Source organism: Sphaerisporangium cinnabarinum, assembly GCF_055567015.1.
The window spans coordinates 263,015-276,602 of record NZ_JBVHRG010000004.1 but is presented as its reverse complement, the minus strand read 5'-3'; the positions used below and the strand labels follow the sequence as shown (position 1 = coordinate 276,602).

Annotated in this window: 14 protein-coding genes; 6 read left to right on the top strand and 8 right to left on the bottom strand. The window is 76.0% G+C overall.

The features are described from left to right. Nucleotides 1-89 precede the first annotated feature (89 nt). From ACZ4MO_RS08530 to ACZ4MO_RS08520, 3 genes are all read left to right on the top strand, one after another. Complete coding sequence (locus ACZ4MO_RS08530) at nucleotides 90-506, top strand: VOC family protein (protein WP_175008511.1); 417 nt, start codon at nucleotides 90-92, stop codon at nucleotides 504-506. Between the two features lie 150 nt (nucleotides 507-656). Then, nucleotides 657-2,138 carry a trypsin-like peptidase domain-containing protein gene (locus ACZ4MO_RS08525; RefSeq protein WP_175008512.1) on the top strand — a complete coding sequence of 494 codons (1,482 nt, stop codon included), beginning with the start codon at nucleotides 657-659 and terminating at the stop codon, nucleotides 2,136-2,138. Nucleotides 2,139-2,178: 40 nt separating this feature from the next. After that, nucleotides 2,179-3,180, top strand: coding sequence for an MvdC/MvdD family ATP grasp protein (locus ACZ4MO_RS08520; protein ID WP_175008513.1), 1,002 nt, complete (start codon nucleotides 2,179-2,181; stop codon nucleotides 3,178-3,180). Between the two features lie 45 nt (nucleotides 3,181-3,225). On the opposite strand, the gene ACZ4MO_RS08515 is transcribed toward ACZ4MO_RS08520, so the two are convergent. The 4 genes from ACZ4MO_RS08515 to ACZ4MO_RS08500 all read right to left on the bottom strand — a co-directional run bounded on the left by ACZ4MO_RS08515 (nucleotide 3,226) and on the right by ACZ4MO_RS08500 (nucleotide 5,829). Continuing rightward, entirely contained in the window at nucleotides 3,226-3,963 is a 738-nt protein-coding gene (locus tag ACZ4MO_RS08515) for a glycosyltransferase (RefSeq protein ID WP_175008514.1), read from the bottom strand. Next, entirely contained in the window at nucleotides 3,960-4,565 is a 606-nt protein-coding gene (locus ACZ4MO_RS08510; RefSeq protein ID WP_255437113.1) for a DUF2238 domain-containing protein, read from the bottom strand. Before ACZ4MO_RS08510 ends, ACZ4MO_RS08515 begins: the two co-directional genes overlap by 4 nt. 127 nt (nucleotides 4,566-4,692) lie before the next feature. Further along, nucleotides 4,693-5,199 (bottom strand): VOC family protein, encoded by a 507-nt coding sequence (locus tag ACZ4MO_RS08505; RefSeq protein ID WP_175008515.1) that lies wholly within the window; start codon nucleotides 5,197-5,199, stop codon nucleotides 4,693-4,695. A 33-nt stretch (nucleotides 5,200-5,232) separates the two neighbouring features. Then, nucleotides 5,233-5,829, bottom strand: coding sequence for a GNAT family N-acetyltransferase (locus ACZ4MO_RS08500; RefSeq protein WP_175008516.1), 597 nt, complete (start codon nucleotides 5,827-5,829; stop codon nucleotides 5,233-5,235). 131 nt (nucleotides 5,830-5,960) lie between these two features. Here ACZ4MO_RS08500 and ACZ4MO_RS08495 point away from each other — a divergent pair, with 131 nt between their 5' ends. Next, nucleotides 5,961-6,500, top strand: a complete 540-nt coding sequence (locus ACZ4MO_RS08495) for a hypothetical protein (protein WP_175008517.1) — start codon at nucleotides 5,961-5,963, stop codon at nucleotides 6,498-6,500. Nucleotides 6,501-6,510: 10 nt separating this feature from the next. Here the strand turns inward: ACZ4MO_RS08495 and ACZ4MO_RS08490 are convergent, their stop codons facing one another. The 3 genes from ACZ4MO_RS08490 to ACZ4MO_RS08480 all read right to left on the bottom strand — a co-directional run bounded on the left by ACZ4MO_RS08490 (nucleotide 6,511) and on the right by ACZ4MO_RS08480 (nucleotide 10,238). Then, complete coding sequence (locus tag ACZ4MO_RS08490; protein ID WP_175008518.1) at nucleotides 6,511-7,320, bottom strand: hypothetical protein; 810 nt, start codon at nucleotides 7,318-7,320, stop codon at nucleotides 6,511-6,513. Between the two features lie 83 nt (nucleotides 7,321-7,403). Continuing rightward, nucleotides 7,404-9,029 (bottom strand): ATP-binding cassette domain-containing protein, encoded by a 1,626-nt coding sequence (locus ACZ4MO_RS08485; protein WP_186810402.1) that lies wholly within the window; start codon nucleotides 9,027-9,029, stop codon nucleotides 7,404-7,406. Nucleotides 9,030-9,296: 267 nt separating this feature from the next. Beyond that, nucleotides 9,297-10,238, bottom strand: a complete 942-nt coding sequence (locus ACZ4MO_RS08480; RefSeq protein ID WP_175008519.1) for a LysR substrate-binding domain-containing protein — start codon at nucleotides 10,236-10,238, stop codon at nucleotides 9,297-9,299. 96 nt (nucleotides 10,239-10,334) lie between these two features. Here ACZ4MO_RS08480 and ACZ4MO_RS08475 point away from each other — a divergent pair, with 96 nt between their 5' ends. Further along, entirely contained in the window at nucleotides 10,335-11,609 is a 1,275-nt protein-coding gene (locus tag ACZ4MO_RS08475) for an MFS transporter (RefSeq protein ID WP_175008520.1), read from the top strand. 54 nt (nucleotides 11,610-11,663) lie between these two features. Here the strand turns inward: ACZ4MO_RS08475 and ACZ4MO_RS08470 are convergent, their stop codons facing one another. Further along, nucleotides 11,664-12,230: a dihydrofolate reductase family protein gene (locus ACZ4MO_RS08470; RefSeq protein WP_175008521.1), complete on the bottom strand. Its 567-nt coding sequence runs from the start codon at nucleotides 12,228-12,230 to the stop codon at nucleotides 11,664-11,666. 209 nt (nucleotides 12,231-12,439) lie between these two features. Between ACZ4MO_RS08470 and ACZ4MO_RS08465 the strand changes: the two genes are divergently transcribed. Then, entirely contained in the window at nucleotides 12,440-13,465 is a 1,026-nt protein-coding gene (locus ACZ4MO_RS08465) for a hypothetical protein (RefSeq protein ID WP_175008522.1), read from the top strand. Nucleotides 13,466-13,588: the final 123 nt, after the last annotated feature.

Genomic DNA, 13,588 nt, shown 5'->3' with positions numbered 1-13,588 from the left:
CGCGAGAGTCGTGGGGTGCGCCCGGGTCGTCGGCCCGGCGCACGGCCCGCGGCGACCGCCGCGGGTCCCGAGCCTCCCGAGGAGTCCTCATGTCCGTCCAGACCACCCCGCACCTCAACTTCCGCGGTGACGCCCGCGCCGCGCTCGAGCTCTACCGGTCCGTGTTCGGGGGAGAGCTCGTCGTCACGACGTACGGCGACCTCGGCCAGGCCGCCGACCGGGCGGCCGCCGACCTCGTCGTCTGGGGTCAGGTCAGCGCCCCGAGCGGGTTCCGCGTCATGGCCTACGACGTCCCCGCCGACCGACCCTGGAGCCCGGGCGAGGCGCCGTTCTTCGTGTCCGTGCGCGGCGACGACGTCGAGGAGGTCCGCGGCTACTGGGACGCGCTCGTCGACGGCTCGACCGTCGTCGCGCCGCTCGCGTCGTCCGACTGGGCGCCGGCGTACGGCATGCTCACCGACCGTTTCGGCGTGACCTGGGTGCTGGACGTCGCGGCGCCCCGCTGATCGGGACGTCGACCGGCGAGCGCGGGACCGGCGACCGGATCGCCTCCGATCCGGTCGTCGGTCCCGTGCTCGCACCGCTGACGCGGGTGTACGTGCCGGGACCCCGCGGCCTCCCTCCAGGTGCAGGGGGACCGAACCGAGGGGGAACCCATGCCCGGAAGCAAGAAGTCGGCACCACGGAAGCCGAGCCGGCGCGAGGTGCCGCAGACGCCCGACACCGTCGACGCGCTGTACCCGCCGCTGCCCGAACGCATCCCGCTGACGCTCGAGTCCATCGCGGGCGACGAGCCCACGTACGCGGAGATGCTCGAGTCCATCTGCGGCGCGACCGACGACTCCCAGCCCGTCGAGCAGTACGACGGCACGCTCGGCGTCACGCGCGCGTACGTGGACGCCCACCAGAAGCAGGCCGTGCAGGTCCAGTGGAACTCGGGTCTCGGCGGCGTCTTCACCAACCCCGGCAACGTCGACGGCGTGCGCTGGGGGAGCGGCACCCTCATCGCGCCCGACCTGGTCCTCACGTGCGGCCACCTGTTCGACCAGAGCGCGGACGGCTGGGTCCTGCCCCGGCAGAACGGGTCGATGCAGGTCATCACCCCGCAGCAGATCGCCACGAGCATGCACGTCAACGTGCTGTTCCAGGTGGACCCGTCCGGTGTCCTGCGCACCGAGCAGAGCTTCCCGATCGTCGCGCTCGTCGAGTACCGGCTCGGCGGCCTCGACATGGCCGTCGTGCGCGTGGGCGGCGACCCGGGGAACACCTACGGGTTCACGGCCGTCGCCACGGCCAACCCGGCGGTGGGCGACATGCTCGCGATCATCGGCCACCCCGCCGGGATGCCCAAGCGCGTCGAGGCCGGCCCGGCGACGGTCGTCACGACGAACCAGGTCCGGTACGACGACATCGACACGCTCGGCGGCAACTCCGGGTCCGGGATCCTCGGGCCCGCGGGCGAGCTCGTCGGCGTGCACACGAACGGCGGCTGCAACGCGGCCGGGACCGGGTCGAACTTCGGCACGGCGATCGCGGGCATCCGCGCCGTCTCGCCGACGCTCCAGGCCCTGCCCCACGGGGCGCGCACCGCGACCGCCGACGACGGCTTCACGTCCCTCGCGCAGGACGTCATCGCGACCGTCAGGGCCGCCGACCAGGTCGGCACGCTCCTGGGCGCCGACACCGCCCGCGCCGTCGACGTGCTGACGATCCGGCAGGCCGACTCGCACACGGTCGCCGACCAGATCGCGACGTCGTTCCTCCGGGACCAGGGCGGTACGCCGCGCGCCCTCGACTCGGTCTTCCAGGGCGACACCCGCTTCGCCGCGGACAACCCCGTCGGCACCGGGATCGCGGGCGACGTCGGGACCGGGCCGGGCGACACGCTCCAGGAGGGCGTCTTCGACCCCGGCGACCTCTTCGACCCCGTGGTCAACCCCGCGATCGGGCGGCTCGTGCAGGCGGGCGCGCTCGCCGGGGCGCGGCCGTTCGTCCAGGGCGCGGAGTCGCTCGTGGACGAGGAGGGTCCGGGCGAGGCGGTCGACGTCGTCGGCGCGCTCGTCGAGGCCGTCGCCGAGGCGCGCGCGACCCTCGAGGCCGTCGAGGCGACGCTCGCCGAGCTCCAGGCCGGGCAGTGACTCTGGCGACCTCGCTCACGGACCGGACCGGGAGACCGCGATGATCGGCATCGTGTCGCACGCGGACGACCTCCACACCACGGAGGTCGTCCGCCACCTGGACGCGCTCGGCGCGCCCCACGTGCTCCTCGACACGGGGCACGCGCCTCGCGACGTGGCGCTCACCTCGACGCAGGACGCCGCGGGGTGGCGCGCCGACTGGGTCGACACGAGCGCCGAGGGCGTGAGCGCGGTCGACACCACCACGCTGCGCGCCGTGTGGTGGCGCCGCCCGCAGCCGTTCGCGCTGCACGACGACCTGCGCTCCGCCCAGGACCGCGGCTTCGCCCACGGGGAGGTGGCCGCGGCGGTGTCGGGGCTCTGGTCGTGCCTGCCCGCCACGTGGGTCAACGACCCGGACCGCGACGAGGCAGGGTCCCGCAAGATGTGGCAGCTCCAGGTCGCCGCGCGCCTGGGGCTGCGCGTGCCGCGCACGTGCATGACGAACGACCCGGCCCGCGCCCGGGAGTTCCTGCACCGGGAACCGGGGCGCGTGATCTTCAAGCCGTTCAGCGGCACGCCCGCGACGTGGCGCGAGACCCGCCCCGTACGGGAGGCGGACCTCGCGCTCATCGAGAGCGTGCGCTACGCGCCCGTCATCTTCCAGGAGGCCGTCGCGGGGTCGGACGTGCGCGTGACGATCGTCGGCACGGAGCTGTTCGCGGCCGAGCTGCGCACCGAGGAGTCGGCGTACGCGTACGACTTCCGCGTCGACACCCACCACTGCCCGACGTCGGTCCACGACCTGCCCGAGCACGTCGCCACCGCGCTCCTGCGGCTCATGGAGGTGCTCGGCCTCTGGTACGGGGCGGTCGACCTGCGCCGCACGCCCGAGGGCGACTACGTGTTCCTCGAGATCAACCCGGCCGGGCAGTGGCTGTTCGTCGAGTACGCCACGGGTCAGCCGATCGCCGCGGCGCTCGCGGCGCTGCTCGCGCGTCTCGACCGCGAGGAGGCCCCGGGCACGACGCGGCGGCGCACCTGGCGCGGCAACGCGGACTGAGCGTGGGTCCGGGTCCGGGTCCGGGCCGGGCGGTGGCCGTGCACGTCAGCGCCAGCGGTCGCGCCACCGCTCCCACGGTGGCGCGACCGTCCAGTTGAGGCGCAGCGTGCGCCACGCGCGGTCCATGCGGCGACGGCGCTGGCGTCGCCCGCGCAGCGAGCGCGCCGACACCCCCACGCGCCAGGACCGGTCGAGCACCGTGCGTCGGCCCGGGCCGAGGCGGAACGACAGGTCGAGGTCGTCGTGCACCTCGGGGTCGTCGCGCACGACGGCGTCGCGCACGGCGGTCCACGCCGAGCGGCGCAGGGCCATGCACGATCCCCAGAGCGCGGTGTGGCCGAGCGCGAGGTGGCACAGCACGTAGTACGCGCCGAGATAGACGATCGCGACGGCGGCACGCGCGCCGCGCGGCAGGTCGTCGAACGTGCCGGTGCCGGTCATCGCGTCGAGCGTCGGGTCGGCGGCCATGCGGTCCACGACGCGCTGCACCCACCCCGGGTCGGGGAGCGAGTCGGCGTCCAGCCGCGCGATGACGTCGCCGCGTGCGGCGTCGTACCCGGTCGCCGCGGCGGCGGGGATGCCGACGCGGTCCTCGCGCACGACGACGGCACCCCAGCGCCGCGCGACGAGCGCCGACTCGTCGCGCGACGCGTTGTCGACGACCACGACCTCGAGCGGCGCGACGGTCTGCTGCGCGATGCGCGCCAGGCAGCGATCGAGGGCGGCGGCGTCGTCGCGGACCGGGACGACGACCGACACGGTCGGGGCGGTGCGGGGCGTCACGGTCGGTCCTTGCGGAGCGCGGTGCCGCGCGCGAGGAGGACCCCGGCGACGGCGGAGCCGAGCAGCCCGGTCGCGAGGTCGGTGACCGTGTCGCCGTAGCCGACGCCGATCCGGTCGTCGAGGAACGTGTGCCCGGCCCACTCGCCGAGCTCCCACAGGATCGCGAGGACCGCCCCGAGACCCGTGGTCACCACGACGACGCCCGTGCGCCACGGCCGGTCGTCGGTGTGCGGGGCGGGCAGCGCCCCGACCCGGACGAGCGTCACCGTCGCGAGCGCCGCGATGAGCCCGGTGCACACGGCGTGCACCGGCAGGTCGAGCCACGGCACCGCGCGGTACCACTCGAGCTGGGCGGCCCAGGCGGAGGCGAGCAGCGCAGCTCCGGAGCCGACGTCGAGCACGCCGGTCACCCCGAGGGCGCGCGGCACCATCGTCCCGCCGAGCACGAGCAGGAACAGCGCGACGCCGACGCCGTCGAGCGCCGCGCCGGCCGCGACGACGCTGAGCGCGGCCGCAGCCCGGACCGCGTCGCCCGCGAGGATCGCGCCACGTCCCGGGGCGGCGAGGGAGGGGCCCGCCGTGGGGGCGGGGGAGGCGGGCATGCGGGGCTCCTGGGAGGGTGGTGCGGCGGCGGGGATCACAGCCTCACACCCCGGCGCCGCGTTCGCACGCCCGTCCGCCGGGCAGCGGGCCGGTGGTGGTTCCGTGGCGCAGCGACCACCGCGGTGCTCACGGGGCGGGTGCCTCGATCCCGATGCCCTCCAGGAACCGGGCGGAGTCGCTCCCGGCGACGAACGGTCGCGCCGCCGTCATGACGACGCGCGCGTTCTCCGGCGTGCGGACCTCGACCTCGACGGTCCCCCACGGCATCTCGCGCGGGCCTGTCGTGCAGCCGGGCGTCACCGCCTCGCACGCGGCGACGATCGCGTCGACCTGCGACAGGACGCACGAGAAGCTCACCGTCAGGGCCGGCAGGTCGGGCGCCGGGGTGCCCGGGACGAGGAGCACGTCCTGGAACGCCCACCGGCGCAGGTGCACCATGCCGCCCGGCACGGAGAACAGGTCGAAGAACCCGAGCCCGCGCGTCCAGAGCTCGACGGACTCCGCGAGGTCGTCCGTCGGGACGGTCACGAACTGCGGCATGCCGTAGATGCCGCGGAACGGCTCCGGGGCGACGGCGTCGGGCCCCGGGGCGGGGACGGGGGAGAGGTCGAAGGCGGGGAACGTGTCGGTCATGCGGGCAGTCTGCGCCCTGACGTCGCGTCAGGGTCAAGCGCCCGCGCGCGCCTCGTCGGCCAGCAGCGCGTACACGACGCCGTCGACCCAGCCCAGGTCCCGGTGCAGGGAGTCGCGCACCCCTACGCCCTCGCGCCGCATCCCTACGCGCTCCATGAGCCGCCACGACGGCTCGTTCGCGAGGAACGCGCTCGCCACGACGCGCCGCAGCCCCAGGTCCTCGAAGCACACCCGCAGGAGCGCCCGGACGGATTCCGTCGCGTAACCCTGCCCCTGGTGCGCCGGGTCGAGCACCCAGCCGATCTCGGCCTCGTCGTCGTGCGGACGGTCGACGACGTCGCGCTGCGCCCAGCCATCGCGTACCGCGAGGTAGAGGTCCCCGACCACGGCGCCCTCGCACTCCACGACGAGCGTCGTCGCGAGCCGCCCCGGCTCGACGTGGTGCTCGCGCCACTCCTCGACCGCGGTGAACCGCTGCGTGAGCCACCGGTCCACCTCCGGCAGGCTGCGGTAGGCGAACAGCGCGTCCGCGTCGTCCGGCCGGGCGCGGCGCAGCGTCAGGCGAGCGGTCCGCACGGGCCACGCGACCCGCTCCAGGGCGTCGGGGCGCAGGTCGGTGGCGTCGGTCATGCGCCTACCCTGGCACGTGCGTGGCCTGCGCATCGAGGGGATTCCCGCGGCGCGGGCCCGTCGGTCCGCACGGCGGCCCCGACGACGGGCGCGCGCGACGGCACCCGCCGCGCCGGTCTAGGGTCGCCCCCATGACGCTGTTCCTCGACGACCCCGACGAGGGTCTGTCGCCCGCGACGAGCCACCCCGCCTTCGTGTCCCTCGCGCCGGAGCCGTTCTACGACGAGGGCGAGGACCTCGCGCCGTTCGGCAACGACTCCGGGCACGACGCGCTGCGCGACCTCGAGGAGTGGTACGCGGCGGACGGGCGCGACGACGCGCTGCCCGCCTTCGTCGACGGCCTCCTCGCCGCATGGGACCTCGGGGTCCCCGAGGACGTCTGGGCGGCCGGTCGGCAGGGCGCCGTGGACCGGCTCCGCGGCGGGGACGTCGACGAGGTGGCGCTCGCGGCCGAGGCCCGCGCGCAGATCGCGATCGTGCTCGGTCAGCTGAAGATCCGCGGCGGCCTCACGCCGCACGCGCGGGCCCTGGGCACTGCGGTGCTGGACGTGCTCGCCGCCCTCAACGACCACGCGCGGGTCGTGAGCCCGGGCTGGCGGTACGCCGACGCCGACGCCGCGGCGACCGCCGCGATGGCCGCCGTCGTGCGGGCCGCGCCCGACCTGACCTGACGGCCCTGGCCTACGCCGACGGCGGGTCGTCGTCGGCCCGGCCGCCGACGAGGTTCCGTACGCGCTCCCGGCGCGCCCGGTAGCGCGCCCCGAACCGCTCCTGCGCGCGGGCGAGCCGGTGCGGCCGGCGCCCGTACCGGCGTCGGGCCCAGAACGACGACGGCTTCGCGAGCCGCACCGCGCCCACGAGCGCGACGACCGGGACCACCACGCCGACCAGGCCCGTCGCGAGCTTGCCCTTGAGGACGCACACGAACGCGAGCGCGAGGTGCACGACGACCGTCACGGTGAAGGCGAGCCAGCCGCCGGAGGTGCCGTCCGAGGTCGTGCCGATCGGCGACGCGGACAGGAGAAGGGCCCCGCCGAGCGCCCCGCCGACGAGGATCGCGTCGATCGAGCGCCGACCCTCCTCGGACCAGTAGACGTCGTCGATGTAGAGCCACAGCGCGAACTCGTCGAGCGCGAGCGCGGCGCCCGCGCCGAACAGGAGCGCGAGCACCTCCGACCACGGGTGCCCGGGGGAGTAGCGGAACTCGAGCATGCCGGTCAGCAGCACGAGCAGGATGCCCCACACCTGGTGGTGCACGTGGACGCCCCCGATCGACACGTCCCCGAGGAGGGGTCGTCGTGACGGCGACCGGTCGTCGTCCGCGGGCTCGCGCCCGGGCGCCTCCGTGGTCGTCGCTGCGGCGGCCTCGGTGCGGGCGCGGATGCGGCGCGTGATCGACCGCACGACGACGAACGTCACGACGAACCCGACGAGCGCGAACAGCGCCGGGGCGCGGCCCGTGCCCACGACGTGCTCGGTGTACCAGCCCACGGGTCCCCCTCCCGGCCGGTGGTCCCGGCTCCATCGTCCGGGGTCCGGGGCGACCCGTCGAGCGGGGCGCCCCGGACCGGCGCTCAGCGGGCGGGGTCCGCCACGCCCGCGGGCACCTCGTGGAGCGCGCCGTCCCGGTCGAGCTCGAGCCGCACGTCGACCCCGAGGCGGGCGAGGAACCCGTCGTCGTGGCTCACCACGAGCAGCGCGCCCGCGTAGCCCGACAACGCCTCGACGAGCCGCTCGACGCTGCGCACGTCGAGGTCGTTCGTCGGTTCGTCGAGCACGAGGAGCTGCGCGGGCGGGTCGGCGAGCAGGAGCCGCGCGAGCGCGACGCGGAACCGCTCCCCGCCCGACAGCGTGCCCACCGGGCGATCCACGGCCGACCCCCGCAGGAGCAGGCGTGCGAGGTGGTTGCGGACCGTGCCCGGAGCCGTCCCCGGGGCGCCGTCGCGGACGTTGTCGAGCGCGCTGCGCGCGTCGTCGAGCCCGTCGAGCCGCTGCGAGAGGTACCCGACCCGGTCGGTGAGGAGCGTCCCGCCGGCGCGCCCCGGCTCGGGCGCGCGCCCCGCGAGCAGGTTCTCCAGGAGGGTCGTCTTGCCGGTGCCGTTGGCCCCCACGAGCGCGACCCGCTCGGGTCCCTGGAGGACGACCGTGCGGTTCGTCCCGTGCAGCTCGGCGAGGCGACGGCCGTGCGGGACGTCCGGGTCCGGCAGCACGAGGCGCACGTGCTCGTCGTCGCGCACCCGGGCCGCCGCCGCGTCGAGCGCCTGCTGCGCGGCCTGGACCTTGGCGTCCAGGCCCTGGCGCATCGAGCCGGCCGAGACCTGGGCCGCGGACGCACGCAGCCCCATGGAGATGCGCGAGCCGGTGCGGTTCGCCTGGGCGGTCCGCGCCGTCCGCTCGCGGCGTGCGAGCTTGGTCTCGGCCTCGACGCGCTGGCGCTTCTCGGCGCGCAACGTCTGCTCGGCGGTCCGCGCCGCCTGCGCCGCCGCGGCCTGGTCGGCCTCGAGCTGGGCGCGCCACGCGCTGTACGGGCCGCCGAACGTCGTCAGCGTGCCCGCGTGCAGCTCGGCGGTCTCGTCGACGTGCTCGAGGAGCTCCAGGTCGTGGCTCACGACGACGAGCGTCCCGGCCCAGTCGTCGACCAGCGCGGCGAGCCGGGCGCGCGTGCCGCGGTCGAGGTTGTTCGTCGGCTCGTCGAGCAGCGTGATGGCGCTGCGCCGCACCCGCAGGCCGCTGATCGCGACGAGCATCGCCTCGCCGCCCGACAGCTCGCCGACGCGCCGGTCGAGGCCGACGCCGTCGAGCCCGATCTCGGCGAGCGCCTGGGCCGCTCGCGCCTCGACGTCCCAGTCGTCGCCGACGGCGTCGAAGTGCCGCTCGTCGACGTCGCCGGACTCGATCGCGCGCAGGGCGTCGAGCGTGCGGTCGATGCCGAGCAGGCGCGCGACGCTCGCGTCGAGGCCGAGCGTGAGCGTCTGCGGGAGGTGGGCGACGTCGCCGGTGGTCGTCACGCGCCCGGACGTCGGCGCGAGCAGGCCGGCGACGAGGCGCAGCAGCGTGGACTTGCCGGCGCCGTTGTCGCCGACGAGGCCCGTGCGGCCGGTGCCGAACGTGCCGGAGAGGTGGGAGAGCGCGACGGTGCCGTCGGGCCACTCGAACGTGAGGTCGGTCAGCGTCACCGCGGACCGGTGCAGGGTGGACATGGGTGTGCTCCTCGGCCCGCGGTGCCGCGGGCGTGGTCGTGCCGGGAAGGTCGGGCGGGACGTCGTCGCGCGGGCGCGCGGACGGGCCGCCGGTGGCGGGAGCGGTGGGGCGTCGTCCAGGCACGCCGGGGCCGCGGCACGAGCCGGGCCAGGGTCGCCGCAGAGGGCTCCGACGGGGCGGAGCGGGGGCGAGGGGTGCGCTGGGGCGGGCCGCCGACGGCTCGGCGGCTAGAGTCTGTCGACCTCGATGAGCACGCGTCGATGCTATCAGCGCGGCCCGGACGGGTCCGCGGGCGCGGGGCCTGTCGTCGCCCCCGGAGCCCGCTCCGCCTCCGTGACGAGCGAGGCGACGAGGGACGCGACGAGCGCCGCCGCGGCCGCGCCGGGGTGCGGCCGCGTGACGAGTCCGAGGGACCACGCCTCCGGTGCGTCGAGCGGTACGGCGACGGCGCCGGGCGCGGGCTCGTACATGTCGGCGGGGACCACCGCCACGCCGAACCCGGCGGCGACGAACGCGGGGAGGTCCCCGACGTCGGCCACCTCCGTGTCCGCGCGCGGCGCGACGCCCGCGTGCGCGAACGCCCGCTCGGCGACCACCCGGTTGCCGAACCCGCGCGGCGTCGTCACCACGTGCTCGTCGGCCAGGTCGCCGGGTGCGACGGACCGCGCCCGGGCCAGCGCGTGGTCGGCGGGCAGGACCGCGACGAAGGTCGACGACGTCAGGCGCGTGTAGCGCAGGCCGGGATGGTCCTCGGGCCCGAGCCCGGTGAAGGCGACGTCCACGACGCCGCGCCGCACGTCCTCCCCGAGGCCCGTCGACCCGGCGGGCGACGGCGTGAGGCGCAGCACCACGCCGGGGTGCCGGTCGCGGAACGCGGCGAGGGTGCGCGGCAGCCCGAGGTACCCGAGGTTCGTGAACACCCCGAGCCGCACGGTGCCGCGCACGTGGTGCGGTCCGGGGGCGACGGCGGCGCGGGCCTGGTCGATGGCGTCGAGCACCGCCCGGGCCCGGGGGAGGAGCGCCTCCCCCTGCGAGGTGAGCGCGACCGAGCGCCGCGTGCGCTCGAACAGGCGGGCGCCGAGCTCCGCCTCCAGCGCGCGCACGCCCGCCGAGACGCTCGACTGGACGGCGAAGACGCGCGCGGCGGCGCGCGTGAAGCTCAGCTCCTCGGCCACGGCGACGAAGTACTCGAGCTGGCGCGTCTCCATGCCGCTCACCCTACCGATCTGACATCGGTAAACGCGATCAGAGGGATCGACAGAGGTCGTTGGACACGATCACGGCCCCCGGCGCACCGTGGACGCATGACGACGACCTCGGCACCCCCGACCCGCTCCGCACCCGCGCGACCGGACGACGCGCAGCGGCCCTCCCGGCCACCGCGTGCGCGGCGCGCGCGGCCGCTCGTGTCGCACGGGTCCGGGTTCCTCGTGGTGGCGCTCGCGTTCGCGACGGCGATGGCGTTCTCGACGGTCCCGACGCCGCTCTACCCGCTCTACCAGGCGCGCGACGGTCTGCCGACCGTCGCCGTGACCGTCGTCTTCGCCGCGTACGCCGTCGGGGTCGCCGCGAGCCTCTACCTCGTCGGGCACCTCAGCGACCGGTTCGGCCGTCGTCGCGTGCTGCTCCTCGGCCTCGTGGCCGAGCTCGTCGCGGCGGTGCTGTTCCTGCTGCTGGACGGCCTGGGCGGCCTCGTCGTCGCGCGCCTCGTCTCGGGCGTGGGGATCGGAGCCGTCACCGCGACGGCGACCGCGCACCTCGCCGAGCTCCGTGCAGCCGCCCGCCCCGGCGGCCCGGCGGACGCGAGCGCCGTCGCGGGCCTGGCGAACATCGGCGGCCTCGCGCTCGGCCCGCTCGTCGGCGGGCTGCTCGCCCAGGCCGCGCCCGCGCCGCTCACGACGCCGTACGTCGCCTTCGCCGTCCTGCTGGCCGCGGCCGTCCTCGCCGCCGCGCTCGTGCCGGAGACCGTGGCGCCCGTCGCCGCCCCGTATCGCTACCGCCCGCAGCGGGTCGCCGTGCCGCGCGCCGGGCGCGGCACGTTCGCCGCCGCAGCCGCCGCCGCGTTCGCGGGGTTCGCGGTCTTCGGCCTCTTCACGTCCCTCACGCCGAGCGTGCTCGCGACGGTCATGCACGAGGAGTCGCGCCTCGTCGCGGGCCTCGTCTCCGCCGCGGTGTTCGCCACGGCGGCCGTCGCGCAGCTCGCGACGGGCCGGCTCGCCCGCCGGCGCCAGGTCGCGCTCGCCGTCGCGCTGACCCTCGCGGGGCTCGCCCTGCTCGCCGTCTCCGTCGGCACCGCGAGCCTGCCCGGGTTCGTGGCGAGCGCCGTCGTCGCGGGCGCGGGCGTGGGCATCCTCTTCCGGGGCGCGCTCGCGACGGCGGGGTCGCTGGCCGACCCGGACCGCCGGGGCGAGGTCCTCGCGGGGGTCTTCCTCGTCGCGTACGTGGGGCTCGCGGTCCCCGTCCTGCTCCTCGGGCTGTCGCTCACGGTCGAGCCGCTGCGCCTCATGGTCGTCGTGTTCGCGGCGGCGACCGCGCTGCTCGTCGCGGCGGCCGCACCGGGGCTGGCCCGCCGGTCCTGAGCGCGCTCGCGGGGCGGACCGCGGTGCGGTCCGCCCCCAGGTGCGAGGTGGGGCCTACGCCGGTCCGGCGTCGCGCACCACCCGGTAGCGCAGCGCGGTGCGGACGCCCACCTCGTCGACGCTGACCTTCTCCAGGGTGGCGGGGACGCCGCCGTCGAACAGGCGGACGCCGCCGCCGAGGAGCACCGGCATGACGTCGACGGCGAGCTCGTCGACGAGGTCCGCCGCGAGGAGCTGGCGGAAGAGGTCCGCGCCGCCCACGAACGTCACGTCGCGGTCGCCGGCGGCCTCGACGGCACGGCGCACCGCCTCCTCGACGCCGTCGGTGACGAACTCGATCCACAGCCGCTCGTTGCGGCGCGGCGCGACGGGCAGCGGGTGGTGCGTCACGACGAAGATCGGTGCCTGGAACTCGTAGTCCTCCGCGTAGCTGTCGGGGTCCTCGGCGCCGTCGAACGTGCGTCGCCCCATGAGCACGGCGCCGGTCTCGTCCTGGAGCCGGTGCATGTAGTCGCTGCCCACGAGCGTGTCGAAGTCTGCGTAGAGCGCGGCGCTGCTCCCGGCGGCGTCCTGCACGAACCCGTCGAGCGACACCGTCGCCCCGGCGATCACCTTGGCCATGGATCCTCATCGTCCCTGTTGCGCGGTCGAGGGGGAGACCCGGGCCGCCCCGCGGACTCATCGGTCGGCGGGCGGCCTCCGGGTCGGCCCGCTCCCGGTCGGCGCCCGCCGTCGGGCCGTTCGGCAGTTCTCATTATCGTGTTGACCCTGGTCGCGGGCCGTCATGAGAGTGGCTGCCGTCCCACCCGCTCTCTCACCGTGGAGGCAGCATGCCGGACGACCCTCGCCCACCCGTCCCTCGTCCCCTGACCCGTCGCGCGATCCTGCGCGGTGCCGTCGTGCTCGGCGCGGCGACCGCGACCGGCACGCTCGCCGGCACCGTGGGCGGTATCGCCGCCCCGGCGCCCGCGCACGCGGCCGTGCCCGGTTTCCCGACGTTCCGCTACCTCGGGCAGCCGCTCGACCGGAGCACGCTGCGGTACAACCCGACGAACGAGCTGATCTTCCCCTCGGTCCGGTACGTCGCCGGGCGGGTCGAGAACCCGCTCGGCCGCTGGTACATGTACTACGCCCCGCACGACGCCCCGGGAGGCATCTGCCTGGCCTACGCGGACTCCGTCACCGGCCCGTGGCGCGAGCACCCCGCCAACCCGATCATCCCGCGCACCTGGGCGGGCTTCGACGTGAGCCACGTGTCGAGCCCCGACGCGTTCTGGAACCCGGCGGACCGCCGGATCTACCTGTTCTTCCACGGCGAGAACCACACGACCCGCGTCGCGAGCTCCGCCGACGGTCGCAGCTTCACGTACCACAACCGGGTCGTGGGCACGTACATGCTCCCGGGGGTGAGCGAGACGTCGTACGCGCGCGTCTTCCCGCACCCGACGCAGTCCGGCGTCTACGTCATGCTGCTCATGGGCAACCACGGCGGGACGCGCAAGATCTACGTCGGCTGGTCGCACGCGCTGACGTCCGGCTGGCAGGTCAAGCCGGAGCCGCTCATCACGCCCGCCGCGGGGGAGGGCGGGCAGGTGTCCGGGGCGCACTACTGGTCGCGCAACGGCGGGGGCCACGTCGTGTACCACGCGGGCTCGGGCAACATCCACGTCGCGCGCGTCGGGACGGGCTTCGACCGCGAGGACCACCTCGGCGTCCTGTACGACTCGGGGTCCGCCGCACCGGACCACGGGCGCGCCGCGGCGCCGTCGTTCGTGGAGGTCGAAGGCCGCCTGCACATGTTCTACGAGGCCGGCCAGCGCGGCTCCACGACGATCGCCCTCGCGCGCGCGGACTGACGCCCCGGCCGGGCGCCCACCGCCCCGGGCGCCCGGCCGGGCTCGTCACGCGAGGTCGACGTCGGCCCACAGGGCAGCGTGGTCGGACGCCGCGTGCACCGGCGAGGTCATCGTGTCGTAGTG

Coding starts and splice junctions, on each gene's coding strand:
- ACZ4MO_RS08530 (WP_175008511.1), top strand. CDS start 90: ATGTCCGTCCAGACCACCCCGCACCTCAACTTCCGCGGTGACGCCCGC.
- ACZ4MO_RS08525 (WP_175008512.1), top strand. CDS start 657: ATGCCCGGAAGCAAGAAGTCGGCACCACGGAAGCCGAGCCGGCGCGAG.
- ACZ4MO_RS08520 (WP_175008513.1), top strand. CDS start 2,179: ATGATCGGCATCGTGTCGCACGCGGACGACCTCCACACCACGGAGGTC.
- ACZ4MO_RS08510 (WP_255437113.1), bottom strand. CDS start 4,565: ATGCCCGCCTCCCCCGCCCCCACGGCGGGCCCCTCCCTCGCCGCCCCG.
- ACZ4MO_RS08505 (WP_175008515.1), bottom strand. CDS start 5,199: ATGACCGACACGTTCCCCGCCTTCGACCTCTCCCCCGTCCCCGCCCCG.
- ACZ4MO_RS08500 (WP_175008516.1), bottom strand. CDS start 5,829: ATGACCGACGCCACCGACCTGCGCCCCGACGCCCTGGAGCGGGTCGCG.
- ACZ4MO_RS08495 (WP_175008517.1), top strand. CDS start 5,961: ATGACGCTGTTCCTCGACGACCCCGACGAGGGTCTGTCGCCCGCGACG.
- ACZ4MO_RS08485 (WP_186810402.1), bottom strand. CDS start 9,029: ATGTCCACCCTGCACCGGTCCGCGGTGACGCTGACCGACCTCACGTTC.
- ACZ4MO_RS08480 (WP_175008519.1), bottom strand. CDS start 10,238: ATGGAGACGCGCCAGCTCGAGTACTTCGTCGCCGTGGCCGAGGAGCTG.
- ACZ4MO_RS08475 (WP_175008520.1), top strand. CDS start 10,335: ATGACGACGACCTCGGCACCCCCGACCCGCTCCGCACCCGCGCGACCG.
- ACZ4MO_RS08470 (WP_175008521.1), bottom strand. CDS start 12,230: ATGGCCAAGGTGATCGCCGGGGCGACGGTGTCGCTCGACGGGTTCGTG.
- ACZ4MO_RS08465 (WP_175008522.1), top strand. CDS start 12,440: ATGCCGGACGACCCTCGCCCACCCGTCCCTCGTCCCCTGACCCGTCGC.